This is a genomic window from Streptomyces sp. NPDC001373 (assembly GCF_042895815.1).
Lineage (GTDB): Bacteria > Actinomycetota > Actinomycetes > Streptomycetales > Streptomycetaceae > Streptomyces.
Genome location: NZ_JBIAWQ010000006.1, coordinates 30,120 through 52,532 on the forward strand (window position 1 = coordinate 30,120; position 22,413 = coordinate 52,532).

General features: G+C 71.2%; 22 protein-coding genes and 3 pseudogenes. 13 read left to right on the plus strand and 12 right to left on the minus strand.

All coding sequences use genetic code 11. The features are described 5' to 3' along the window. The first annotated feature begins 59 nt into the window (after positions 1-59). Positions 60-677 carry a DinB family protein gene (locus ACFY15_RS15610; protein WP_390688216.1) on the plus strand — a complete coding sequence of 206 codons (618 nt, stop codon included), beginning with the start codon at positions 60-62 and terminating at the stop codon, positions 675-677. Further along, positions 656-1,306, plus strand: coding sequence for a hypothetical protein (locus tag ACFY15_RS15615; RefSeq protein WP_390688217.1), 651 nt, complete (start codon positions 656-658; stop codon positions 1,304-1,306). The genes ACFY15_RS15610 and ACFY15_RS15615 overlap by 22 nt, the downstream gene beginning before the upstream one ends. Positions 1,307-1,341: 35 nt before the next feature. Here the strand turns inward: ACFY15_RS15615 and ACFY15_RS15620 are convergent. Beyond that, positions 1,342-1,623 (minus strand): annotated as a pseudogene (locus ACFY15_RS15620) (ATP-dependent helicase C-terminal domain-containing protein); the annotation flags it as partial. Positions 1,624-2,161: 538 nt separating this feature from the next. Here ACFY15_RS15620 and ACFY15_RS15625 point away from each other — a divergent pair. The 7 genes from ACFY15_RS15625 (at position 2,162) to ACFY15_RS15655 (ending at position 6,060) form a co-directional block, all read left to right on the plus strand. Continuing rightward, positions 2,162-2,692 carry a hypothetical protein gene (locus tag ACFY15_RS15625; RefSeq protein ID WP_390688218.1) on the plus strand — a complete coding sequence of 177 codons (531 nt, stop codon included), beginning with the start codon at positions 2,162-2,164 and terminating at the stop codon, positions 2,690-2,692. A 139-nt stretch (positions 2,693-2,831) separates the two neighbouring features. Beyond that, the gene (locus tag ACFY15_RS15630) at positions 2,832-3,110 is read left to right on the plus strand and encodes a transposase family protein (RefSeq protein WP_390688219.1); all 279 of its coding nucleotides are present in this window, start codon (positions 2,832-2,834) and stop codon (positions 3,108-3,110) included. Positions 3,111-3,132: 22 nt separating this feature from the next. Continuing rightward, complete coding sequence (locus ACFY15_RS15635) at positions 3,133-3,357, plus strand: hypothetical protein (RefSeq protein WP_390688220.1); 225 nt, start codon at positions 3,133-3,135, stop codon at positions 3,355-3,357. Between the two features lie 313 nt (positions 3,358-3,670). After that, entirely contained in the window at positions 3,671-4,417 is a 747-nt protein-coding gene (locus ACFY15_RS15640; protein WP_390688221.1) for a hypothetical protein, read from the plus strand. Then, positions 4,414-4,752 (plus strand): winged helix-turn-helix domain-containing protein, encoded by a 339-nt coding sequence (locus tag ACFY15_RS15645; RefSeq protein ID WP_390688222.1) that lies wholly within the window; start codon positions 4,414-4,416, stop codon positions 4,750-4,752. Before ACFY15_RS15640 ends, ACFY15_RS15645 begins: the two co-directional genes overlap by 4 nt. Positions 4,753-4,855: 103 nt before the next feature. Next, positions 4,856-5,863: an alpha/beta hydrolase family protein gene (locus ACFY15_RS15650; protein WP_390825606.1), complete on the plus strand. Its 1,008-nt coding sequence runs from the start codon at positions 4,856-4,858 to the stop codon at positions 5,861-5,863. Positions 5,864-5,889: 26 nt separating this feature from the next. Next, entirely contained in the window at positions 5,890-6,060 is a 171-nt protein-coding gene (locus tag ACFY15_RS15655) for a hypothetical protein (RefSeq protein ID WP_390825607.1), read from the plus strand. Here the strand turns inward: ACFY15_RS15655 and ACFY15_RS15660 are convergent. The 3 genes and pseudogenes from ACFY15_RS15660 to ACFY15_RS15670 all read right to left on the minus strand — a co-directional run. Next, positions 6,050-6,377, minus strand: a pseudogene (locus tag ACFY15_RS15660) (hypothetical protein); the annotation flags it as partial. The gene ACFY15_RS15655 and the pseudogene ACFY15_RS15660 sit on opposite strands and share 11 nt — an antisense overlap. A gap of 561 nt (positions 6,378-6,938) precedes the next feature. Beyond that, the gene (locus ACFY15_RS15665; protein WP_390825608.1) at positions 6,939-7,334 is read right to left on the minus strand and encodes a cupin; all 396 of its coding nucleotides are present in this window, start codon (positions 7,332-7,334) and stop codon (positions 6,939-6,941) included. Continuing rightward, positions 7,331-8,779: an MFS transporter gene (locus ACFY15_RS15670; protein ID WP_390825609.1), complete on the minus strand. Its 1,449-nt coding sequence runs from the start codon at positions 8,777-8,779 to the stop codon at positions 7,331-7,333. The genes ACFY15_RS15665 and ACFY15_RS15670 overlap by 4 nt, the downstream gene beginning before the upstream one ends. A gap of 58 nt (positions 8,780-8,837) precedes the next feature. Here ACFY15_RS15670 and ACFY15_RS15675 point away from each other — a divergent pair, with 58 nt between their 5' ends. Next, positions 8,838-9,506, plus strand: a complete 669-nt coding sequence (locus ACFY15_RS15675) for a TetR/AcrR family transcriptional regulator (RefSeq protein ID WP_390688226.1) — start codon at positions 8,838-8,840, stop codon at positions 9,504-9,506. 25 nt (positions 9,507-9,531) lie between these two features. Here the strand turns inward: ACFY15_RS15675 and ACFY15_RS15680 are convergent, their stop codons facing one another. The 6 genes and pseudogenes from ACFY15_RS15680 to ACFY15_RS15705 form a co-directional block, all read right to left on the minus strand. Then, the gene (locus ACFY15_RS15680; protein WP_390688227.1) at positions 9,532-9,762 is read right to left on the minus strand and encodes a hypothetical protein; all 231 of its coding nucleotides are present in this window, start codon (positions 9,760-9,762) and stop codon (positions 9,532-9,534) included. Between the two features lie 270 nt (positions 9,763-10,032). Next, entirely contained in the window at positions 10,033-10,353 is a 321-nt protein-coding gene (locus ACFY15_RS15685) for a hypothetical protein (protein WP_390825610.1), read from the minus strand. Between the two features lie 728 nt (positions 10,354-11,081). Continuing rightward, entirely contained in the window at positions 11,082-12,665 is a 1,584-nt protein-coding gene (locus ACFY15_RS15690; RefSeq protein WP_390825611.1) for an MFS transporter, read from the minus strand. Positions 12,666-13,451: 786 nt separating this feature from the next. Further along, positions 13,452-14,678, minus strand: coding sequence for a PP2C family protein-serine/threonine phosphatase (locus ACFY15_RS15695; RefSeq protein ID WP_390825612.1), 1,227 nt, complete (start codon positions 14,676-14,678; stop codon positions 13,452-13,454). A 209-nt stretch (positions 14,679-14,887) separates the two neighbouring features. Beyond that, positions 14,888-15,363 (minus strand): annotated as a pseudogene (locus tag ACFY15_RS15700) (hypothetical protein). 160 nt (positions 15,364-15,523) lie between these two features. Then, positions 15,524-16,138, minus strand: coding sequence for a TetR/AcrR family transcriptional regulator C-terminal domain-containing protein (locus tag ACFY15_RS15705; RefSeq protein ID WP_390825613.1), 615 nt, complete (start codon positions 16,136-16,138; stop codon positions 15,524-15,526). A 113-nt stretch (positions 16,139-16,251) separates the two neighbouring features. Here ACFY15_RS15705 and ACFY15_RS15710 point away from each other — a divergent pair, with 113 nt between their 5' ends. The 3 genes from ACFY15_RS15710 (at position 16,252) to ACFY15_RS15720 (ending at position 19,840) form a co-directional block, all read left to right on the plus strand. Beyond that, on the plus strand, positions 16,252-17,367 hold the full coding sequence (locus ACFY15_RS15710) for a serine hydrolase domain-containing protein (protein WP_390825614.1): 1,116 nt from the start codon (positions 16,252-16,254) through the stop codon (positions 17,365-17,367). 170 nt (positions 17,368-17,537) lie between these two features. Next, entirely contained in the window at positions 17,538-17,879 is a 342-nt protein-coding gene (locus tag ACFY15_RS15715) for a transposase family protein (RefSeq protein WP_390825615.1), read from the plus strand. Positions 17,880-18,136: 257 nt separating this feature from the next. Continuing rightward, on the plus strand, positions 18,137-19,840 hold the full coding sequence (locus ACFY15_RS15720) for a DUF885 domain-containing protein (protein ID WP_390825616.1): 1,704 nt from the start codon (positions 18,137-18,139) through the stop codon (positions 19,838-19,840). 306 nt (positions 19,841-20,146) lie between these two features. Here the strand turns inward: ACFY15_RS15720 and ACFY15_RS15725 are convergent, their stop codons facing one another. Further along, complete coding sequence (locus ACFY15_RS15725; RefSeq protein WP_390825617.1) at positions 20,147-21,346, minus strand: NAD(P)/FAD-dependent oxidoreductase; 1,200 nt, start codon at positions 21,344-21,346, stop codon at positions 20,147-20,149. Then, a complete protein-coding gene (locus tag ACFY15_RS15730) occupies positions 21,343-22,404 on the minus strand; it encodes an ABC transporter permease (protein ID WP_390825618.1) in 1,062 nt (353 codons plus the stop codon). Before ACFY15_RS15730 ends, ACFY15_RS15725 begins: the two co-directional genes overlap by 4 nt. Positions 22,405-22,413: the final 9 nt, after the last annotated feature.

The following is a 22,413-nucleotide window of genomic DNA, read 5'->3' on the forward strand; positions in this document are numbered from 1 at the left end:
GCCGACGCGTACTTCGGGCGGGTCCTGCGCGGCTCGCCTTCCTCGACAGGTAGCGGCAGTTGCTGCGCATCCCCGCGTACGGCCTGACCGAGGAGCAGGGCCGGGCCACTCCCTCCGCCAGTAAGCTGAGCATCGCCGAACTGATCAAGCACGCCGCGCGCTGCGAGCGTGGCTGGACGGCCCTCGCCTTGCGGCGCTCCGGCGCCCTGCAGCGGGCGGCCGACGAGTCGGACGACGACGAGTTCCGGCCCGCGCCCGGCGAGACCCTAGCCGGGCTGCCGGCCGACTACGAGCTGGCGACCGGGGAGACCGACGAGGCCGTCGCCGGCATCGCTGACCTCGGCCAGGGCGTTCCCGTCCCCCGGGGTGTGCCGTGGTTCCCCGCCGACGTCGAGGAGTGGTCGGTGCGGTGGGTGCTGCTGCACCTGATCGAGGAGACCGCACGCCACGGCGGCCACGCCGACATCATCCGCGAGAGCCTGGACGGCGCCACCCTCTACCCGCTGATGGCCGCCGCCGAGCAGTGGCCCGACCCGTGGTTCGAGCCCTGGGAGCCCGCCGCGCCCGCCGGCTGTGGGCTACGGCCGTCAGATGTCGTGCCCCATCGGCCGGATGTGGTCGAGGCCCTCTTGCGGACCGGTCCTACGCTGGAAGCATGGCCACCGATCCCTTGCTGAGACAAGGCCCCGACTCGACGGATCTGGTCCTGCGCGTCGGCCCGGTCGGGCCGACGTGGAACGTGCTGACCTCGGCGGGGCCTGCGCTGTTCACTCCGATCGCCCTGGGCGTGCCGACCCTGCTCGTCGCCTTCTGTATGGCGATGGCCGGGGCGCGGGCGTCGACCGTGTTCGTGGTGGTGGGGGTGATCGCCGGGCTGGAGTACCTGATCGGCTGGCTGGCGGTGGCCTCTTCCCGGGCCCGGGACATTCTCCGGGTGGAGTTCGCGCCGGCCGGGGTGCCCACGGCTCTGCGGCTGGTCCGGGGCGCCGGGCCGGATGACTGGCTGCCCGTCAAGACCCTGCGCGAGGTGCGGCTGACGCACAAGGTGGTGGAGCCGTACCAGGGGGACTACAAGCCGGCCGTCTCCACGCTCACGCTGGAACTCGCCCTGCGGGGCGTCCGGGAACAGCTCACGCTCCCGTTCGACGGCGACCCGCAGCGGCTCGCCGACTCGCTGAAGGCCCTGCTCGGCCCGGCTGGGGTCGTGGTGATGCTGCGCACCGAGCGCAGCACGCGCGATCGGCCGCAGCGCAACTCGGGCTGGACGTCAGGCGGTTCGGCCTCGGCTAACTCGGGTGGCGGCTGACCCCGGGCTGTCCGCGGCGCTCCCCGGTGGGGCGTGTTGAGCCGCCGGGTCGGCTCGGCCGCAGCCGGGTCCTCCGGCCACGGGTGGCGGGGGTAGCGGCCGCGGAGCTCGGCCCGCACGGCGCGGTAGCCCTCGCGCCAGAACGACGCGAGGTCGCCGGTGACGGCGGCCGGGTGCCCAGCCGGGGAGAGCAGGTGGACGGTCAGCGGGGCCCGCCCATCCGCCAGCGCGAAGGCGGCAGACCAGCCGAACAACTCCTGCAGTTTCACCGCGAGTACGGGCCGCTCGCCGCTGTAGTCGACCCGGACCCGCGAGCCCGGCCATGGGGACCAGCCGGACAGTCAGTATCGGTGAGAACGATCACGATCGGTGGTGGCGGCCCGTCAATGCCCTCGCTCGGGTCGTGAGGCTCCGATCTTTTTCATCGACGAGAAGACCGCGATTCGTTACGCGCCCTCCGCACGGCAACTCATGGAACAGTCAACCGAAGCCGATACCGTGGCTTCACCACGAACCCACGGGTCCACCCCCTCGCAGCACGGCGACGAACCTCCGGGTTCCCGCTGAAGACCCTTCAGTTTCCATATCCCCACGGGCATCTGCGGGTCCAGCCAGGGTACGTGCAAAAGGGGCCATGACGTGATCTTGGTGCCCTGATCCGGCTCGCCGGACATCCACCACTGCCAGCTGCTGCTTGTCCCGGGTAAGGGCTGTCCCGTAACTGACCTCCGAGATGGCCGCCCAGGTGCTGTCGATGGTCAGCCGCCGGGATGATCGAGGGGTAGCTCTCGTGGGGGATCCTGATCGTGCGTGCAGGCGACGCACTGTCGTTGAGGTTCGACGATGGTGAGGGTCATGCCGATCACACGTCTCGCCCTTCCGCTCGGCGACACCGAGCGCCCCGTCCCCGTCTGGGCCCTCCGGCTCGCCAAGATCCTCCCGTTCGTCGTGCTGCCGCACTGCCTGTGGCGGCTGCCGTTCGCCGCCGACTTCCGGATGGGCATGATCGACCCGGCGGCACCGGTCGCTCCCTGGTGGACTCCGTTCTACGTCGTCGGGCTCAGTGTGCTCACCGAGGCGCTGGCTCTGCTGACCACTGGGCTGGTGGCCGGCTGGGGTGAGGTGGTGCCGCACTGGGTGCCGTTCGTCGGCGGCCGGCGGGTGGCGCCGCTCGCCGCGGTGATCCCGGCGGTCCTGGGCGGCCTGGCCCTGGTGGCGATGTTCAACCTCTACCCGCTCGCCTGGGCGGGCGTCTTGCCCGAGGTGGGGTACAGCAACGGATGGTGGATGGTCCTGGCCCGGGTCTGCATCACCCCGGCGATGCTGTGGGGGCCGATCGTGCTGGCCCTGGCCTGGGCCTACTACCAGCGGCGCCGACCCGCCTGATGGGCTCGTTGGCCCAGACCGGCCGAGCCCGGATGGCTCCGTGTATGCGAGCGAACGCAGGGCCGAACAGCATGATTCGCCGCGGCACAGTGGCCGTGATCGCCCGGCTCCCGGCAAAGGAGGATGAGATGATCTCGTGGTGGCTGGTGTGATCACGGCGTCCGAGCCGTCCTGGATAGCCCCGTTCACCGGGCTGAGCCCGAGGCAGTTCAGGAAGCTGATCACTGCGCTGCGGCGCGAGGGAGCGGACCCGGTCCGCAAGGGCCGGCCGTGGAGCCTTCCGCTTCAGGACCGGGCACTGCTGGTCGCGGCCTACTGGCGCACGAACCTGACCATGCGGCAGCTCGCCCCGCTGTTCGGGGTGTCCAAGTCGGCAGCAGACCGCACACATCACCGACGGCTGGACACAGATCGCTGAACGGCTGCGAGCCGCCCGCCCAGTGGTCGTAAACCTCACGGGCGAGTCCACGGCGGCCGAGACTGCCAGCGGCTGGACGGACCGGGTAGACATCATCACTGGCCGGTCCGCAGGCCGGTCCCTCTCGGCCTCTGCCATTCTCATCCGCCCCGACGGCTACCTGGCGTGGGCCACGGACGACACGTCGGACTCAGCACGCCGCCACTTGCACCAGGCGCTGACCACCTGGTTCGGCGCGGCAAACTGAACCGGATCAGCCAGGAGCAGCCGATGCGCACCGGCGGTCAGTGCCTGCTGTCGCCGGCCGCGAGCAGGCTGGTGACCTCAGCGAATCACCCCCGGCGACAGGCCGACGCTCAGCGTCGGGAAACGATGGTTTGTTGAAGCCTGTGGTCTGTCGGCGCGTGTCTGGAGGTGTTCGGACGGGGACTTGATGGCCCCTGGGCATCAACGCAGGCCGCAGGGTCGGGTCGGCCTCGGACCACCGGGTCTCCCGGATCCGACCTTGGAGTGCACATGGATTTCTTGTCATAACTGGTTTGTAATGCAAAGCTGTCTGCATGACAGACGCATCGACGCCCTCTCCGGGCACTCCCCACGAAGTCCTCGCGGGCCTCGGCGACCTGACGCGCCGGGTCCGTGCCGCGCAGCGCGGCACATGGTTCCCCCTCCTGCTGCTGGGCGTGCTCACACTGGGCGGGATCCTGGTCGGCCGTCTCACCTTCAAGGTCGAGACCGTTGCCTGCCCGGCGGGTGAAGCCGCGGCGGGCAGCGGCTGCACCCTGGTCACGCAGGGCTCGGCGGCCTACTGGCCCCTCGGGCTCGCCCTGGCCTACGCCGCGACGGCGTGCTTCTACATCCGCCGCTCCCGCAACCGCGGTGTCGGGACCCGGGTCCGGCCCTACGTCCTGACGGGGATCGTCCTGGTCGCCCTGGCGAGTGCCACCGCGATGTGGAGCCTGCGCCACGGGATGCCACAGCTCGGCGAACCACTCGACTTCTGGGGCCTGCACCTCGACCCCTCTTCCGGGGTGACGAGGTTCCTCGAACGGCTCGCCGGGAACGCCATGGCCGTCGGGCTGCCGCTGCTGGTGCTGGCCTGGGTGGAGCGCAGCCGCGCCTTGCTGCTGCTCGCTGTGGTGTACCTGGCCATCGAGCTGGTGCCGCTGTCCACCGGCTGGGCGGGGATCCCGTTCACCTCGCCGTGGTCCGCTCTGCCCACCTTCGGCATCCCCGGCGTGCTTCTCCTGCTCGGCGCCCTCGGCTTCGGCCTGGCCGAGCTGTCCGGCCGGCGCAACGCGTCATGACCGATCAGCCCGAGCAGCACCCCATCACCGGCCTGGACGACGTGGTCCACCAGCGCGTGCGCCTTGGCATCCTCACCGTTGCCCACCAGGCGCGCCGGGTCGAGTTCGGCTTCCTGCGCACGGCGCTCGGCCTCACTGCCGGAAACCTCAGCCGGCACCTGTCCGTGCTGGAGAAGGCCGGGCTGGTGGAGATCGAGAAGGGCTACGAGGGCAAACGGGCCCGCACCTGGCTCTCCCTCACCCCCGCAGGGGAGCGCGCCCTGCGGGACGAGGTCACCCAGCTCAAGCGACTCATCCACCAGATCGAGCACGGCAGCTCAGCCCCGGAATCCTGATCCGCACCCCGGCGAACCGTGGTGAGCCGTGAGCGGCTCCCGCCGACGTCCGGCGGACCCGGACAGCACACCGAACACCGTCCAGGAAACCCAGGGAGGACACGTGACCACCACACCGGTCACCACGACGGACCTGACGCGCCGCCGCATGCTCGCAGCCGCGCTGATAACGGGGGTCGGGGCCGCCGTGCCGATCAGCGCAGCGCGCCAGGCGTGGGCGGTTCCGGCCGCCCCCGGTCCGTCGCAGCTCACGCTGCCCAGGCCCACCGGGCCGCACCCGGTGGGCACAGTACCGCTCCACCTCGTCGACACCTCGCGTCCGGATCCCGTGGCGGGCCCGGGGCATCATCGCGAGTTGATGGCCAGCGTCTGGTACCCCGCCTGCACGACGAAGGACCTGCCGCGTGCTCCCTGGATGACCCAGAGTGCGCTGCGGGCGATTTTGGCGGACGCCGGCTTCCCCCTCGATCCCGCCCTCGGCCCGCTCACCGCCGCACACGTGGGCGCACCCGTTCACCGAACGGGCCATCGCCTGCCCGTCCTCGTGTACTCGCACGGCGCGGGCAGCCATCGCGGCGACCACACCATCATGGTCCAGGAACTCGCCAGCCACGGCTACGCCGTGGTCACCGTCGACCACACGTACGACGCGTTCACCGAGTTCCCCGACGGCCGACTCACCGTTCCGGCAGAGGTCCCGCCGTTCCTGGGGCCCCGGGACTTCGCCACGGACATCCGGTTCGTGCTCGACACCGTCGAGGCCATGGCCGCCGGGCACAACCCCGACGTCGACGGCAGGCCACTGCCCCAGGGACTGCTCGGCGCCCTCGACCCGCAGCGCATCGGCGCGTTCGGCTGGTCGAAGGGCGGCACCGCCACCGCGCTCACCCTGCTTGCCGACCAGCGCGTTGGCGCCGGGCTCAGTATCGACGGTCCGATGCAGCCGGCCATCACCACCGACCTGGACCGGCCGTTCATGATGATGACCGCCGCGTTTACCCGGGCCGCCATGCCGGACGTCGCCGAGTTCTGGACACACCTTCGCGGTTGGCGGCTGAGCTCCAGGCCGACGGGGCCATCCACAAGACGTACGGCGACGACGCGGCACTGATCCCGCAAGCGGGCAAGGTCCTCGGCATGACGAGCCAGCAGATCCAGGACATGATCGGCACCCTCGATCCTGCTCGGGCGGTCCGGATCCAGCAGGCCTACCCGCTCGCGTTCTTCGACCTACACCTGCGACACCGCCGGGGACATCTGCTCGACGGCCCGAGCGCGGCCTTCCCAGAGGTGAAGTTCATCCCGTAAGAAGCGTCGGGCCGCGCATTGCGCGGTCCGCCCAAGACTCCCAGGAATGCCGTCGCCATCCGGGCGAGGCCTTCGCAAGGCCGGCTGACCGCGCAGCCCTTCCGTTGCACGCTTGGCGCTCCTCTCGCTCGCCGTCGTCCTCCCCGCCGGCCGCCGGTTCGCGTAGCGGCCTGCGGCCGGCCTCCTGCGGGCGGAAAGACGCGTAACGGCCGAGGAAGTTGATGTGGGTCGAACCCAAGGGCGCCGAGCTGGTCCTCCATACCCTCGCGGTAGTTCTGCCGCAGCTCGCCGCGCTGACCGAAGAAGATCCTGCGGGCCGCGTGCTTGTCGCGCAGCGGGCGCAGGCCGCCGGGCAGGTCGGGGAGCTGGAACGAGTACCGGCCGAGCATGTTCACGTGGTGCCGCACGAGCGGGGAGAGCCCGGTCCTCCATGGCCCGGCCGGCGGCTGTGTCGTGGTCGGGACACCAGGCTTTGGGGATGACGCCGCCACAGGCGTGGCGGGCGCAACCGCAGCCCTCGCCCACGTCCGATTGCAGAACCGTGAGGCGGCCAGGACCAGGATCAGGACCAGGGCCAGGACCAGGGCCAGGGCCAGGGCGATGGGATGCCGTCGGCCCCTGGCCCGGCGCGGATCGGGGACCGCGGGCAGAGGGACCGGCAGCCCGGCGGTCTCGTCCGCAGAAGTGGGTGCAACACCGGCGAGTTGGCCCAGGCCAGCTGGGATGGGCGATGGTGAACAAGCAGGCGCCCGGTGACCTGCAACTTCAAGATGGACACAGCTCTTGGGCTCCCGGCTCCCCGCTCGGCCCAGCCGGGCAGAGTAGCTGGCGGCGGGGCTTGTGGTGGCCCGGCAGCGGGTCTGCCGGGCCGCGTTCGGTCAGTGGGCGTCGGTGCGCTTTTCGAGCCGGGTGCCGTGGCGAAGGGTGATCGACATCAGGTCGCTGGGGGCGTCCAGTTCCAGGCGGTGCCAGCGGCCCCGGGGGACGACCACGGCGGCGCCTGCTTGCAGCCGCACCATGTCCTCGGTGCCGCCGGGCCCGTCGGGACGGAAGTAGAGGCGGATACCGCCGGCCAGGCAGCACACCGCTTCCTCGGCCTCCGGGTGCATCTCCCAGTGGTCGGCGTGCACATCGGCATCGGTCTCCACGTGGAACGTGGCGATCTGCCAGGCCCCGGAGCCGCTGCTGGCCATCTGCCGCTCGACGGCTCGGACGTCGCCGTCGGGGTGGAAGTGCAGCGCCGAGGCGAACAGGTCGACGACGGTGGTCTTCATGAGGGGGTTCCTTCCAGTTGGTTCTCTGCGGGGGCGGTGGACTGCGGTATCCGCGTGGCGGCCCGGCGACGTGGCAGCACAGCGATCGCCACGACCGCCGCGAGTACGAAGACGGCGGCGGCGACGGCCAGGCCCAGGGCGTAGCCGTCATTGAGCGCGGCCGGGTCGGTTGCCGTGCCGGTGCGATGGGCGGCGATGGTGGCCAGGGTGGCCAGGCCGAGGGAGCCGCCGAGTTGGCGGGAGCTGTTCATCAGGCCGGAGGCCGTTCCGGCCTCACGCGGAGCGACGCCGGTGGTCGCGGCGGCGGCGACCGGGGCCAGGACCAGTCCGGCGCCGAGACTGGTGACGAGGGACGGGCCGAGTACGTCGGTGAGGAAGCTGCCGTCGGGGCTGATGAGCGCGAACCAGGCCAGGCCCCCGGCGGCCAGCAGGGCGCCGGGCACCAGGGACACCCGGGGGGTGCGGGAGGCGGTGACACGGGTGGCGACGATGGTTCCCGCGACCAGGCCCAGGGAGAAGGGCAGGAATGCGGTGCCGGTCGCTGCGGCTCCCATGCCCAGGACCTGCTGCATGTACAGGGACACGAAGTAGAACGCGGTGAACTGCCCGGCTGCGGCCAGGAACACGAGCACGTTCGCGCCGGCGACCCAACGGCTGCGCAGCAGACCGAGGCGCAGCAGAGGCGTGGTGGCCGTTGACTCGGCGACGACGAAGGCGACCAGCAGCACGGCTGCGGCGGCGAGGGTCGCCCACGTGGTACGGGAGCCCCAACCGAGGGCGTCGGTGCGGACGACACCGAGCACCAGCAGCCCGACTCCGCCGGTGGCCAGGACGGCGCCCAGCACGTCCAGCCTCTCGTGCCGGGCGGGTGACACTCCGGCGGGCACCCCCGCGGGGACGAGCGCGAGCGCCGCCGCCACGATGGGCAGGTTGATCAGCATGATCCAGCGCCATCCCGCGTACGCGGCCAGCAGGCCACCCGCCAGCACGCCCAGGGCGCCGCCCGCGGCGTTCATCGCGCTCCACACCCCCAGCGCGCGGACGCGCCGGGGGCCTTCGGCGAAGGTGGTGGTGAGCATCGCCAGCGCGGCCGGCGCGGCCATGGCGGCGCCCAGGCCCTGTCCGGTGCGGGCGGCGACCAGGTGCCAGGGGGTGTGGGCCAGCCCGCCTGCCAGCGAGCACAGCCCGAAGACGGTCAGTCCCAGGACGAACATCCGACGCCGGCCGTACAGGTCGCAGGCGCGGCCGCCCAGCAGCAGGAACCCGCCGAACGCGAGCGCGTAGACGTGCACGACCCACGACAGGTCGAGCGGTGCGAATCCCAGCGCCGTGCGGATCGCGGGTAAGGCGACGTTGACCACGGACATGTCCAGGGCGAACACGAACTGGGCGACGGCGGCTGCCGCCAGCACCACTCCGGGCTTCCCTCCAGAGTTTTTATACATGTAAGGAAAGTTAGCGGCGAGGTATGCCGTTGTCGATACCTGGGGAATGATGGGGGGCATGCCGCAACCGTCCGCATCGCGCAAAACCCTGGGCCGACCTCCCCGTATCTCTCGCGAGGAGATCATCGAGACAGCCCGTCGGATCATGGATGAGGGGGGTGTGGACCGGCTGACCATGCGGCGGTTGGCCACGGAGGTCGGCAGTACCCCGATGGCGCTCTACCACCACGTCCGCGACAAGGAGGAGCTGCTCGTCCTCCTGCTGGACGACTACGCCACCCGGACCCTGCGCCGGCCCGAACTGCCCGACCAGCCTCGCGAGCGGGTCATCGTGGCTGCCACCGCGGTCCACGAGGCGCTCGCCGCCTGCCCTTGGATCACGGAGGTGCTGACCGCAGACGACTTGATGTCCACGTCCGCACTGTGGTTTGTCGAGCAGATCGTCGATGGCCTGGTCGAGTGCGGACTGCCCCCCGAGCAGGCCGTACGGGGTTACCGCGCCATCTGGTACTACACCGCCGGGGAGATCATGGTCCGTGCGTCAGCGGCCCGGCGCCGCGCAGGCGACGACCGTGCGACCTACCGGGAGCGAGTCTTCGCGGATCTCGACCCGGGCGAGCTTCCCCGCTTGGCACAGGTCGCGGACCGCTGGGCATCGCTGACGGCTGAGGACACCTATCCGGACGGGCTCCGGGCTCTGGTGGACGGCCTCCTCAATGCCCGCTGACGGACCGCCGCCCCCGATGAACGCGTCAAGTCTGCGCCGCTGACGTTCCATCGACACGCCAGCGCCCGTCTCCTGTGTCGAGCGTGGCCGCCTTGAGCCGGGTGGGCAGCCTCCACTCCTCGCGGGTCTGGTTTCCGCCGACCAGGGTGCGGGTCAGGCGGGCCTCGACGGCGCGGACGGTGAGCGGGTGCGGCAAGACGCCGTAGCCCAGTCGGGCCAGGGCGGCGTCCTGGAGATGTGTCGCGGGGCCACCCACTACGAAGCCACCTCACGGTGCTGAATCGAAATCAACCTGAACGCATCGCCTGAACGCATCGCCTGAACGACACCGGCGAGGCGTCCGGCTTGTCACGCACGCTCATTCAGCAGTTCTTCTGTCACCAGAAGCGTGTCGAGAGCCTGCGGCTCTTCGTGACGGCCTATGAGGGTGTGGCCGTTACACGAGCTGGGTTCGGAAGGCTGTTCGAAGCCGAGCGTCCGGCCTGCACTCGCACCGGCCGGACACCCTCGCGCACCTCGCACCGTCTCACCTGGCCAGGAACTTCACCGAACCGAAGTGATCGACGCCGCTCTGACCCGGCTCGAAGAAAGCCACAACCGCGCCGTCCTGGCAGTCCACACCCCGGTACAGAACGGCAAGGCGGTCGGTGTGGTTGGTCGGCCGGTTTGCTTCGGCCTGCGTGTTGTAGCAGCGACCGTCCTCGGGATCGGTGAGCTCGAATCCCTGCCACCACCCGTCCACGTAGTAGACGAAAGACCCTCGCGCCGCGTGGGCGGGCGTCGCGGACACGGTGCACAGGGCCGCGGCGGCGACGGCCGCAGCCAGCGCCTTTCGGAGGTTCTCCATGAAATCGCTCCTCAGGGACGTCTTGCGAGCGGCCAGTGTGTCCGTCCGGACACGCCCGCGGGGCGACCGTCACCCGAATGGCCGTGGAGGAAACGATCCCGCCTCACTCACCGGGGCTACCCCTCGCCCCGTAGACCCGTCGACGTGCGCCGGCCGCCACCGGAAAAAATCCCGGTGAGAACGAGGCCGCCTCTGTGACAGCTGTCGCGCTTCGGCTCACGAACGATCCGACTCCGATGTCAGAGGACACCGGGGCTCACAGGCTCACAGGCACACGTCGATGTAGTCGATGTCCGTGAACTCCGTTCTCCTTGCCGCCCAAATGACAGCCTGCGAGGCTGTGGGGGTGGCTGAGACGACCCCTGACGGCGCCGACCGTGCCCGGTTCACCCGCCAGGTGCCGGCCCGCCTCGTCGTGTGTGACCACGCAGCGGATGTTGCGGAGGGCGCCGCTGGTCCGGTCACCACCGAGAACGACGGCGTCCGACGTAGCGGCGTTGCCGGACGCCCGCGTGATCGGGGCCGAGCCGGTGTACGCCTTCAGCCCTCCAGCCGTCGCGAACCGGGTCCTGTCGTCGCCGCTTTCGCCCGGGTAGGACCCAGATTCCGCTCACTCCGCGCAGGGCGGCGGGTCCAGCGAACCGCCCGAGCCGGCGGGGCAGTGGAATGCTCGTGGGCTGTGAGGGCGGAAGCTCCTGGTGCTGTGATGCCGCAAGCGTGTCCTGCTGTCAGGTGTCCTCGGCCTGGTAACCGGCCAGGAGCTGCCGCTCGGGTTCCTGCCGGGGGAACAGGAGGAACACGAGGGTCGCCCCGGCGAGAATGGCGATCATTCCGGCGGCGTAGGACCAGTCGGCGCCGGACAGGAATGACGACTTGGCCCCGGCGATGATCTGGCTCGAATGCTGCGGATACTGCTGGGCTACGTCCGCGGCGCTGGAGAACGACTTGGTGAGCTCGTTCTGGATGCTGGTCGTGACCTGCTGTTTGTCGGGGGCCTGAGCGATGGTGGCGGACACCGCCGAGGTGTAGCCGGCGGTGAGCAGCGCCCCGAAGATTGACTGCATCATGGCGCCGCCGAGGTCGCGTTGCAGGTCGGCGGTGCCGGAGGCCATGCCGGCTCTGCGGACGGGAACCGCGCCCGTGAGCGAGTGCGAGGCCGGTGTGCCCGCGAACCCCACGCCGATGCCGATGAGGATGTAGGCCGCCGCGATCTGCCAGTAGGAGCTGTCGTCCTTCCAGAACAGGAGCATCCAGCCGAAGGCCAGGAAGAGGAACACGTAGCCGGTGAGCAGGGTGGAGCGGGCCCCTCGCGTCTCGACGAGCTTGGCGGAGCGGGGTGCGACGAGGATCATGAAGACGACCGCCGGCAGGAAGGCCGCCCCGGCACCGAGTGTCGAGTAGCCGAGCACGTTCTGGAGGTACTGCTGGCTCACGAACGCGGAGCCCATCAGCGAACCGAACACGATGATGCCGGCGCAGGCCGCCACCCAGAAGATGCGGCGGCCGGCGACGTGCAGGTCGTACAGGGGGTTGCGCGAGCGGAGCTGCCGGATACCGAAAGCGGCCGTGGTGGCCAGCGCGACGGCGCCCAGTACCAGGGCGAGGCCTCCCTTGCCGGGGACGGGGGCGAAATTGATGGCCAGAATCAGCGCGCCCACCAGAACGACCGACAGGGCCCCGCCGAGGTTGTCGACCGGATCGGTCGTCTCGTTCACGTGGCCGGGCACGAGGAACCAGGCCATCAGCAGGGCCACAAGGGCCAGCGGCAGGGTGATCAGGAAGACCGATCCCCACCAGAAGTCCTGGAGCAGCGCGCCCGCGACCAGCGGTCCGAGCGAGGCGATACCTCCGCCGAGCGCCGACCACAGCGCGATCGACCTGGTGCGGCCGGGCCCCGACCACAGTGCCGCGATCAGTGCCAGCGTGGTCGGGTAGGCCATGCCCGCCGAGATGCCGCCGAGCAGGCGCGCGGCGAACAGAACGTCGTCCGAGGTGGCGTAGGCGGCGAGCAGGCTGGCCGGGATCGACAGCACCATGCCCAGGAGGAGCATCAGCTTGCGTCCGTAGCGGTCACCGAGGGCACCGAGGTAGAGAACCGAGGCGGCCAGGCCGAGGGAGTAGCCCACGGCGATCAGGTCCAGCGTCGTCTGCGAGGAGTCGAAGGCCCGGCCGATCGAGGGGAGGGCCACATTGGCGACCGACAGGTTCAGGTTCGCGACCCCGGCCACGACGATCAGCGCGGCCAGGACCAGGCCCGGCCGTGCCGGCGCCTCGGACGGGGCCCGCGCGGGCGTATTCGTGCCAGGGGGCACCGGTCACACCTTCGTTCCCCGGATGCGCCGGGGCTCCGCCGGCAGTCCGACGGTCACGACCAGCTGCACCGCCGTGATGGACAGCGGCCGGCCAGCCGAGGACGAGGAGTGTGACTGTTGCATGGCTTCATCCCAACTGGCGGTGTGACGCTGTGCAACAAGTGCTGAGCCACCCGTGTGCCGTGCCGCGTCGCCGCCCTGGCGGCCACCACCCGCCGCATGCCCGGGGTAACGCCTCAGCGCGTTGAACAGCGTCTCGCCCTACGGACCGATCACCTCGACCGGGCTCAGCAGCCCGTGCCCCTCGGCGCCCAGCCCCTGCCCCGTGCGGGATCCTCCGCGGAAGCCGATCTGGGGAACATCTTCGGTGTGGTCCTCCATGGCCCGGTCGGCGGCTGTGCCGTGGTCGGGGCACCTGGACTTGGGGGTGACGCCGCCACAGGCGTGGCGTACGCACCCGCAGTCCGCGCCCGCGCCCGCGCCCGCGCCCGCGCCTGAGCTTGTTTCCCTTTTCTTCCGGCCTCGAACGGGTGTCTCGAACCGGGTCGCTCACCTGGGGGTTCGCCGGACGTGGGGCGGCCTTCGTCTGCCCATGTGCTCCGACCAAGGTGCACGTGACCACGTCGAAGGCCGTGAGGGTGAGTCTGCGGCCTCATGCTGTCCGGAGGGAAGCGTTCGCGGAAGCCTCGCGCTTCCTCCGGCTCCGGCCCAGGCTCACCCACCGCTCCTCCCGGCTCGACCACGAAGGCTGATCTCCCGGGCTTCCGCGTCCGAGTCCGGGGGTGTTCAGTCGAGGGCCGTGAGGTCGTCGGCGGCGCCTCCGCGCCACTCGATCATGAAGAGGGTGGCGTCGTCGCTGGTGCGTCCGCCCCGTTCCTTCTTCAGCGTGTGGGAGAGCAGGCGAAGATCCGCCCGCATCCCGCCCGACGGCTCCTGGCCCAGGCGGTTGACGCAGCGGATGAGGCGTTCCTCACCGAACGGCTCCCCACCCACGACACGTTCCTCGATGATGCCGTCGGTGTAGCAGAGCACCCGGTCGCCCCGCTGGAGTGTGTGCTCCCGGACGCGGGGTGTCTCGCCTCCGATGCCGACGGGCAGCGTCGTCGCGCTCTCCAACTGCCGCAGGACCCGGCCCTCGCGGATCAGCAGCGGTGCGGGGTGGCCCGCGTTGACCAGCTCCAGCTCACCGGTGGTGATGTTCAGGTGCATCAGTTGCGCCGTAACGAAGTGGTCGGCCCCGAACTGCCGGGAGACGGCCTGGTCCATGAACGCGTACTTCTCGGCCAGGCTGATGAACACACGCCGGGCATGGCGGTAGGCGCCGATGGCGACGGTCGCCATCGCGGCGGCGTCCAGGTCGTGACCCATCGCGTCGATCACGGCCATGTGCAGGATGTTGTCGTTGAGGGCGTAGTCGAAGCTGTCGCCGGCGACGCGGTAGGCGGGCTCGAGGATGCCTGCCACCTCGACCTGCGGCACGGTCATCGTCAGCGGCGGCAGCAGGCCCCACTGGATCTCCGCGGACACGCTCATCGGCTCCCGGCGCCGGGCCATGAAGAACTGGTCGGTGTAGGCGTTCTTGGTGACCAGCATGTCGGCGACCAGGCCGGAGAGCCGGCGCACCAGGCGCCGGTCTTCCTCGCCGACGGTCTCCAAGGTCAGGGCCAGCACGCCCACCTGATCGCTTCCGTCCAACAGCGGCAGATACATCCGCACGCCGCCGCCGGCCTGTACCACCTCGACGACGTCCGCGCTCTGGAAGGCCCGCCCGGCCGGGGAGCCGGTCACCGGCTCGGGCTGGCCCACGTGCAGCTTCTTGCCCGGAAGCGGCACCAGCAGCTCCTGCGCGTAGTCCTGGAGCAGGATGGACACGTCACTGCCGCCGATCCTGGCCACCTCTTCCGCGATCAGCGGGGCGATCAGCTGCGGTGGCAACCGCCGTGCCCGGTCCAGCAGCACCCCGAGCAGCCGCTCGCCGAAACCCTCGGACCGGTCCACGCTCTCTTCACCCATGGCCCGGTTCGCCACCGCTTCCCTGCCGCCCGCTCCGGTCGCTGTCTGCGCACAATGTGCCTGTTCAAGCCGCTGGAGTGACTCATTACGCCATGTGCGGCATGTCGGAGACACCCATCTTGGCTGCGATATGGGCGAGGGGCCTCGTGCGGCAGCGCTCGCTCAGGCGACGTAGTCCTTCCACGGTGAGGGTGCGTTCTTCTTGTGTGTCATGCAGCAGAACCGGGTGCAGAGGCTCGCCGTGTGCGGTCCCGCCGGTCGATGGCCGCTGCGAACTCTTGGATGGCGCCGCGAAGGAGGTCACCGAAGGGATCCCGAGGAAGCCGGCAGGCGTGCTCTTCGCCCGCGTTGATGTGCTCGGTGGCGGCTCGAAGGAGCCGGGGCGGCGGAAGTTGTCGGCAAGGTTGAGGCGCAGGGCGGGTGGAAGCCGGCGATGTGAAGGCCGGCGTGGTGCTCCTGGACGCGCTGTTCGGTAACGGCGTCGGCAGCGTCCAGGGCCCGGACGCCCCAGGCCAGGGCCCGGGCGGGATCTTCGTATGGATCTGCCAGGTTGTGAGCCAGGGAGCAGCGGTGCAGCGGATCGCCGGTGACACCGATCGCGGACCACAGGTTCAGGAGCCTTTGGCGGGCGGAAGGGGGTGTCACCGGCTTGGCCTTCGGCGACGGCTTGGCCGATGGCTTCCATGGTCGGGTCGGGGCTGGCGGGTGTGGTACTGGCCTCGCCTTCTGCTGTGCGCCATCGCGTCACATCCTCGCGGCGTGCTCATCGAGCAGCCGAAGCGCTTCATGGGCTTCAGCCCGAACAGGCCAGGAGCCGGCCCCACCAGGGCCGGCCGCCGCGGCGGTCACCCGGGGCCGGTGGCGGTCGCCGTGGTGGCTGCGAGGCCCGCCGTGATCAGCCGGGTGCCGGCCCGGAAGGAGGCGTCCCGGTCCGGGAACCCGGCCGCGGCCAGTACCGCGAGGTGGGGCAGGCCCGACAGGTCGGGGGGGGTGGTGGGGGCGGGGTGCCGTGGCTGGAGCTGTTCCTGGAGGACGAACCCGATGGTGTAGCCGAGCAGCGCGTCGGTGACGGTCGCGGCGAGCGGCAGCGGGATCCCGACGGCGCGGGTGATGCCGAGGAGGCGGTCGGCCAGGGCGAGGCTGTGCGGTCCGGGGACGGCGTACCCGGCGACCAGTCGGGCGCCGTCGCGGTGGGCGAGCATGGCCCGGCGCAGCGCCGAGGCCGTGTCGGCGAGGCGGTCGGCCAGCCCAGTCGCGGGGACGGGTTCGGCCAGGGCCTCGGCGACGATCCGGTCCGCCAGCTCGGCGAGCAGCTCGTCCTTGTTCTTGACGTGCCAGTAGAGCGCGCCGACCCGCAGGCCCAGGCGCTCGGCCAGCTTGCGGGTGGACAGCTCGTCCAGCCCGGTCTCGTCGAGCAGTTCCATGGCGGCGTCGATGACGTCCGGCCGTCGTACCGGCATTCCGGGCTCCCTGGGGTGTCGTCCTGCCATTGCACCTGAGCGCTGTTCAGGTTACCTTGAGCAGTGTTCGGGTTGAGCAGTGTTCAGGATAACGTCGACGAGGGGGAACCGTCATGGCCGACGTACAGGCACGCGTACAGAAGACGATCGACCGGCTGGTGGAGGCCGGGCAGGAGACCGGCATCCAGGTAGCCGCCTACAAGGACGGGCGGCTGGTGGCGAACGCCTGGGCCGGAGCCGCCGACCCGTCCACCGGACGGCCGGTGGACGGGCAGACCCTGATCCACTCCTACTCCGCGGGCAAAGGTGTGACCGCGACCGTGGCCCACCTCCTGGCCGCGCGCGGCGTCCTCGACTACGACACCCCTCTCGCCCACCACTGGCCGGAGTTCGCCGCCCACGGCAAGGAGCGCGTCACCCTGCGGCACGCGCTCACCCACTCGGCGGGTGTGCCGCAGCTTCCCGCCGGCATCACCGCCGGGCAGCTCTACGACTGGGACGCGATGTGCGCGACCGTCGCGGGGCAGGAACCTCTGTGGGAGCCGGGGACCGCCACCGGCTACCACGGCTGGACCTTCGGCTGGCTCGTCGGTGAAACCGTCCGCCGCGCCACCGGGCGCACCATCTCCCAGGTGCTCCGCGAGGAGGTCGCCGGCCCGCTCGGCGTCGCCGACTCCCTCTTCCTCTCCGTCCCCGAGCAGGCCCTGCCCCGGGTGGCGACCCTCGTCGAGGGCAACTGGGAGGCCTGGCTGGCCGCGCTGCCCCAGGACCTGCCGTTCTTCCGGTCCCTTCCGAACCACGGGGTGTGGACCACCGCCGAGCTCGCCAACCGCCCCGAGTACCTGCGCGCCGAACTCCCGGCCGGCGGAACCTTCTCCGCGTCCGCCGTCGCCCGGATGTACGCGGCGCTCATCGGCGAAGTCGACGGGGTGCGGCTGCTGTCGCCGGAGCACACTGCGCGGATCGCCGCCCTGGCCACCGACGACACCGACCTGATGTTCGGGCGCCCGATCGCGAAGGGCCTGGGCTACTTCCTCGGCCTGCCGGAATCGGGCGGACGGCGCACCGCCTTCGGCCACAACGGCTCCGGCGGCAGCATCGCCTTCGCCGACCCGGAACACGGACTCGCCGTCGCCGTCCTCCACACCCGGCTGACCGGCGGCCAGGAGAACACCGGCCCGCAGACGGTCGCCGACGAGATCCGCGCCGCACTGGGGATCACCGCCTGACGGGCTCGTGCACCGTTGCGGGTGAGGTACGGGTTCGTCGATCGTCGATCGTGAGCATGCTCCTGTGGTGGGGTAAGCAACGCGTGCTGCGGTCATCCGTGAACGGAGGCTCACGGGCCTGTCGGCCGGTCTGATCGCCGGGCTTGTCGCCGAGGCGGGTCCGTTGTGGCATGAACGGCATCAGGCGAGCCGGGGTCCAGTCCGCGGCAGCGAGCCGCCGGCGTCGCGTCGGCGGGCAGTATCGGCCGGCGTTCGCCGACCGGCTCCTGGCCGCGCCCCTGCACCTCCGCCACGCCGTCACGCACGACGTGCCGGCCTGCTGGTTCGGCCGGGACCGCTCCACGATCACCCGGGCCGTCGGCGAAGTCCCGCCCCTGCCGGCCGAACGGGGCTGCACCGTCGTCCGCGGAACACGGTTGCGGACTCCGTCCGAGGTCATCGACCATCTCCGCGCCGCCGGTCGGACCGCGACGATCACCGAGGGCCCCGAGACCCACCCGTTTCGGGGCTGACCGCCCGGTACCGTGCAGGCATGCTGATCGCGCCGCTGATGCTGTGGCCGCGGCACGGCGCGACCTGAGCCGTGGGCCGAGAGCGGCCGAGTCCGCCACTTGACCGGGTGAAAGTCCGGATGCGGAGCCCGGCGGCCACGAACCGTCACGGTCGAACGGTCCCCTGTTCCACAACCGCGCCGGGGGCAGGACGAGTAGGGCTGACCGCTCCTGTCCGCTCCTGACTGCTCCGGATGACGGTGCGTCATGATGGCGGCATGTCAGATGAACAGACCACCCCGCGCGCCATCGCCGACAGCTACCTCGACCAGGCCGCGGCTCACGACCCGCTGGAATCCGCGTGGTTGGGCCTGCACCCCGGTGACGACCGGCAGCCGGACCTCTCGCCGGAGGGCTTCGAAGCCCACGCCGAGATCGCCCGCCGTGCCCTCGCCGCGCTCGACGCCGCTCCGGTGCCGACGGATCCCGCCGAGTCCGCCTGCGGCAGGCTGCTGCGGGAGCGGCTCACCGCCGAACTCGCCGTCCAGGACGCCGGTGACAACTTCCGCCAGCTGCGGGCGATCGGCGCCCACGTCCACCAGGTCCGGGACATCTTCACCTTCATGCCCACCGCCACCGACGAGGACTGGGCGGTCGTGGCCGGGCGGCTGCGCAATCTCCCCGGCGCGCTGGACGGTTACCGGGCCACCCTCACCGAGGGGATCTCCCGCGGCCTGCTCGCCGCCCCGCGCCAGGTGGACGTGGTCATCGGTCAGCTCACCGCCTGGACCGGGGGAACGGCCGGCCGGGCTGCGGGACCGCAGGCGGGCGCCGGCGCCGGCTGGTTCGCCGACTTCGTCGCGGGCGGCCCCGAGTCGCTCCGCGCCGAACTGGACGCCGCCGCCCTGCGAGCCACCGCCGCGGTCACGGAGTTCCGGGACTGGATTCGGGACACCTACGCCCCCGCCGCCGCCGGCACGCCGGACGCCGTCGGCCCGGAGCGCTACCTGCGTGCCGCCCGCTACAACACCGGCGCCGACCTCGACCTGGAAGAGGCGTACGACTGGGCCTGGAGCGAGTTCCACGGGACGCTCGCCGAGATGCGTGACGCGGCCTCCCGCGTCCTGCCCGGATCGACGCCTCTGGAGGCCATGCACCACCTGGAACGGCACGGCCACGCGGTCAAGGGCGAAGAGGGCATCCGCGACTGGCTGCAGCAGATCATGGACGGGGCGATCGACGCCCTCGACGGCCGCCACTTCGACATCACCGGACCGATACGCCGGGTCGAGTCCCTGATCGCGCCGGCAGGCAGCGTCGGCGGACCCTACTACTCGGGCCCCAGCCTCGACTTCAGCCGCCCCGGCCGTACCTACCTGCCCACTCTCGGCCGGGAGACCTTTCCCACCTGGCAGCTCGTCAGCACCTGGTACCACGAAGGAGTGCCGGGCCACCACCTGCAACTCGCCCAGTGGGTCGCCATGGCCGACCGGCTGAGCCGCTACCAGGCGACGCTCGGCATCGTCAGCGCCAACATCGAGGGCTGGGCCCTGTACGCCGAGCGGCTCATGGACGACCTCGGGTTCTTCGCCGAACCCGGCTACCGCATGGGCTTCCTGGACGAGCAGATGCTGCGGACCATCAGGGTGATCATCGACATCGGAATGCACCTGCAGCTCGCCATCCCCGCCGACTCGGGCTTCCATCCCGGCGAGCGCTGGACCCCCGCCCTGGCCACGGAGTTCATGGCCACCTACAACGGCTCCCCGGCCGAGGAGCGGAGCGGCCAGATCGACCGCTACCTGGGCTGGCCGGGCCAGGCCATCGGGTACAAGCTCGGCGAACGTGCCTGGCTGGCAGGTCGCGAAGCCGCCCGGCGGCGCCAGGGCCCCTCTTTCGACCTCAAGACCTGGCACATGAAGGCCCTCTCCCAAGGCTCTTTGGGCCTGGACGATCTGGTCGGCAACCTCTCGGCGCTGTAAGTCCCGACCCAGCGTCGGACAGGCCGCGCAGCGCCGAATCGCGCTGTCCTGGCAGGGCGTCGCGCTGCGCGCCGCAGCGGTCGTGACAGCCGCCATGGCGGGTGGCGGGTACCACGGCGGCGACACCTGCCACACCGACCCGGCCAGCTGCGCAGACGCCCTGCGAAGCCTCCTGGCTGTGCCCGGCCAGTGCCGGGCATGCAGCAGCCGTTACGCCAGCGAGGCCAGCCGGTTCCGGCTGGCCTCTGACCGACTGGTCTCCAAGCGATCGGTGGCGGTGCTGTCCAGGCGGACCACTCAGGGCGGCTACGCGACCGCACTCTCAGCGGTCGCGTCCACCGCGGCGGCCAGGCGGTGCTTGCGCCTGGGCAGGCCGACGGTGGGGTGCTGGGCGCCCCACAGCCCGCCCCTGGTGAGGCGCTCCTTGGTCCATGCAGGCTTCCGGCCGCCCTTGTACTTCGGCTTTGCCTGCCCTTCGTCGTCGACCTTCTGCAGGATCGCGTCCCGCCGCCCGAGGGTGATGTAGTTGTGCGTGTAAGCCAGCTTGGTGCGCGCGATCTTGCGGCCGGTCAGGCGTCCCAGTATCGCCTCGATGGCCTGTCGGCCGGTGTCGCCGCACGAGCCGCAGGACATCGGCATCGGCCGGCCGTTGTCGCGGACGGCGTAGGCGCTGTCGCCGATGGCGTAGATGTCCGGGTGCGAGACCGACCGCATGGTGCGGTCGACGACGATCCGGCCGTTCTCGGTGACCTCCAGTCCGGCGGCGGCGGCGATGGGGCCGACCGCGAATCCGGCCGTCCACACGGTTGCGTCGGACGCCAGGGCGGTGCCGTCGGCGCACAGCACCCGCGCCGCTTCGACGGCTTCGACGGTGATGTGCTCCAGGACGGTGATGCCCAGCCGGTCGCAGGACCGGCGCAGGTGGCCGCGGGCGCCGGCGGACAGGCGGGCGCCCAGCTCGCCCCGGGCGACCAGCGTCACCGACAGTCCGGGCCGGGATTCGGCGATCTCGGTTGCGGATTCGATGCCGGTCAACCCGTCGCCGACAACCAGCACGTTCCCGCCTGCGCCGGGCTTGTCGAGGCTGTCCAGACGGTCGCGCAGGCGCAGCGCCGAGGGCCGGGAGGCGACGTCGAAGGCGTACTCGGCGGCGCCGGGGACGGCGTCGACGTCGCCGTGGCTGCCGAGCGCGTAGACAAGCGTGTCGTAGCCGAGCTCGCCGCCGCCGTCGGGATCGGCCACGGTCACGATGCGGCGCTCGGGGTCGACGGCGGTGACACGGGCCAGGCGCAGCCGTATCCCCGTGCCCGCGAAGACGTCGGCGAGCTGTGGAGCCTCGATCTCCTGACCGGCCGCGAGCTGGTGCAGCCGCATGCGCTGGACGAAGTCCGGTACGGCGTTGACCACGGTGATCTCGGTGTCCGCCGGGGACAGTCGACGGGCCAGGATCCCGGCCGTGTAGGCCCCGGCATAGCCGGCGCCGAGGACGACGATGCGGTGCTTCATGTCTCGCTCCTGTCGGTTGGCTTGCTCTCGGTGAGTTGGGTGGAGACCTGCGCCTCGGTTGCTGACGTGGACTGCAGGTGGCGTGCGCGCAGGCCGCCTGCCAGGCAGAGCACCGCGCCGAGCGTGGTCCAGGCGACCAGGACGGTGACGGCGTGGGTGACGCCGTGGCCGTCGAAGAAGGCGGTCGATCGCAGCAGCCGGCCACCGGCCCCGGGAGGCAGTAGCTGGCCGAGCGTGCCGGACCGGCCGGGCAGCATCTCGGGTGCGGTCGCGGTACCCGAGAGGGGGTTGCCTATGAGCATCATGGCGACGGCGCCGATTCCGATTCCGAGGTGTCCGAGCAGGGATTCCAGCCCGAGAACGGTCAGCGAGGTCGCCGCGATGGTCAGCGCGACGGCGCCGGCGTTGGCGGGATAGGACCCGCTCAGTGAGCCGAGCCAGAACTGCAGGATCGCTGCCACGGCGAGGCCACCGGTTGCCGCGAAGGCGAGGGCCCCGGCGACCCGGCGGTTGGTGCCGCCAACGAGCCTGGTCAGCAGCACTGCGGCCAGCAGGCCGCCCATGATCAGCGGCAGTGCGCCTGCGGCCAGGCCGGCGCCGCGCGGGTCGTCGGCCGGCAGCGCGGCGAGATCGCGGACGGCGACGGGCGTACCGGGCTTCCCCGCCTGAGCGAGGTTGGTCGCCATGGTCTGCAGGGTCTGGGCGACCGCGGTGCCGGCGGCGGAGGCGACGATGACGTTCGGGGTGCCGGAGCTGAGGTCGATCGCCCCGTACACCTGGCGGTCACGGATGAGTTGCTCGGCGGCCGCGGTGTCGGCGACCTCGGTGATCGCGAAGCCGCCCGGCAGACGTTGATCGAGTGCGGTACGGATCTGGGCGGCCGCGGTGGCCGGCCCGGCGACGGCGATCGGCACGTCGTGCACCGACGAGCGCACCGACGGCCAGGCGAAGGCGGTGAGCAGCACGCTGGTGAGCACCGTCAGAATGACGACTGCTCCGGCCACGGTCGGCCAGCGTGAAGGAAGCGTCTCGGTGGCGAGCGGTGTCCGCGTGGTCATGTCCTCTCC

What these genes read in the sequence shown, in the direction of transcription:
- ACFY15_RS15615 (WP_390688217.1), top strand. Translation starts at nt 656, where the DNA reads ATGGCCACCGATCCCTTGCTGAGACAAGGCCCCGACTCGACGGATCTG.
- ACFY15_RS15625 (WP_390688218.1), top strand. Translation starts at nt 2,162, where the DNA reads ATGCCGATCACACGTCTCGCCCTTCCGCTCGGCGACACCGAGCGCCCC.
- ACFY15_RS15640 (WP_390688221.1), top strand. Translation starts at nt 3,671, where the DNA reads ATGACAGACGCATCGACGCCCTCTCCGGGCACTCCCCACGAAGTCCTC.
- ACFY15_RS15645 (WP_390688222.1), top strand. Translation starts at nt 4,414, where the DNA reads ATGACCGATCAGCCCGAGCAGCACCCCATCACCGGCCTGGACGACGTG.
- ACFY15_RS15655 (WP_390825607.1), top strand. Translation starts at nt 5,890, where the DNA reads ATGACGAGCCAGCAGATCCAGGACATGATCGGCACCCTCGATCCTGCT.
- ACFY15_RS15665 (WP_390825608.1), bottom strand. Translation starts at nt 7,334, where the DNA reads ATGAAGACCACCGTCGTCGACCTGTTCGCCTCGGCGCTGCACTTCCAC.
- ACFY15_RS15670 (WP_390825609.1), bottom strand. Translation starts at nt 8,779, where the DNA reads ATGTATAAAAACTCTGGAGGGAAGCCCGGAGTGGTGCTGGCGGCAGCC.
- ACFY15_RS15675 (WP_390688226.1), top strand. Translation starts at nt 8,838, where the DNA reads ATGCCGCAACCGTCCGCATCGCGCAAAACCCTGGGCCGACCTCCCCGT.
- ACFY15_RS15685 (WP_390825610.1), bottom strand. Translation starts at nt 10,353, where the DNA reads ATGGAGAACCTCCGAAAGGCGCTGGCTGCGGCCGTCGCCGCCGCGGCC.
- ACFY15_RS15695 (WP_390825612.1), bottom strand. Translation starts at nt 14,678, where the DNA reads ATGGGTGAAGAGAGCGTGGACCGGTCCGAGGGTTTCGGCGAGCGGCTG.
- ACFY15_RS15705 (WP_390825613.1), bottom strand. Translation starts at nt 16,138, where the DNA reads ATGCCGGTACGACGGCCGGACGTCATCGACGCCGCCATGGAACTGCTC.
- ACFY15_RS15710 (WP_390825614.1), top strand. Translation starts at nt 16,252, where the DNA reads ATGGCCGACGTACAGGCACGCGTACAGAAGACGATCGACCGGCTGGTG.
- ACFY15_RS15715 (WP_390825615.1), top strand. Translation starts at nt 17,538, where the DNA reads ATGAACGGCATCAGGCGAGCCGGGGTCCAGTCCGCGGCAGCGAGCCGC.
- ACFY15_RS15720 (WP_390825616.1), top strand. Translation starts at nt 18,137, where the DNA reads ATGTCAGATGAACAGACCACCCCGCGCGCCATCGCCGACAGCTACCTC.
- ACFY15_RS15725 (WP_390825617.1), bottom strand. Translation starts at nt 21,346, where the DNA reads ATGAAGCACCGCATCGTCGTCCTCGGCGCCGGCTATGCCGGGGCCTAC.
- ACFY15_RS15730 (WP_390825618.1), bottom strand. Translation starts at nt 22,404, where the DNA reads ATGACCACGCGGACACCGCTCGCCACCGAGACGCTTCCTTCACGCTGG.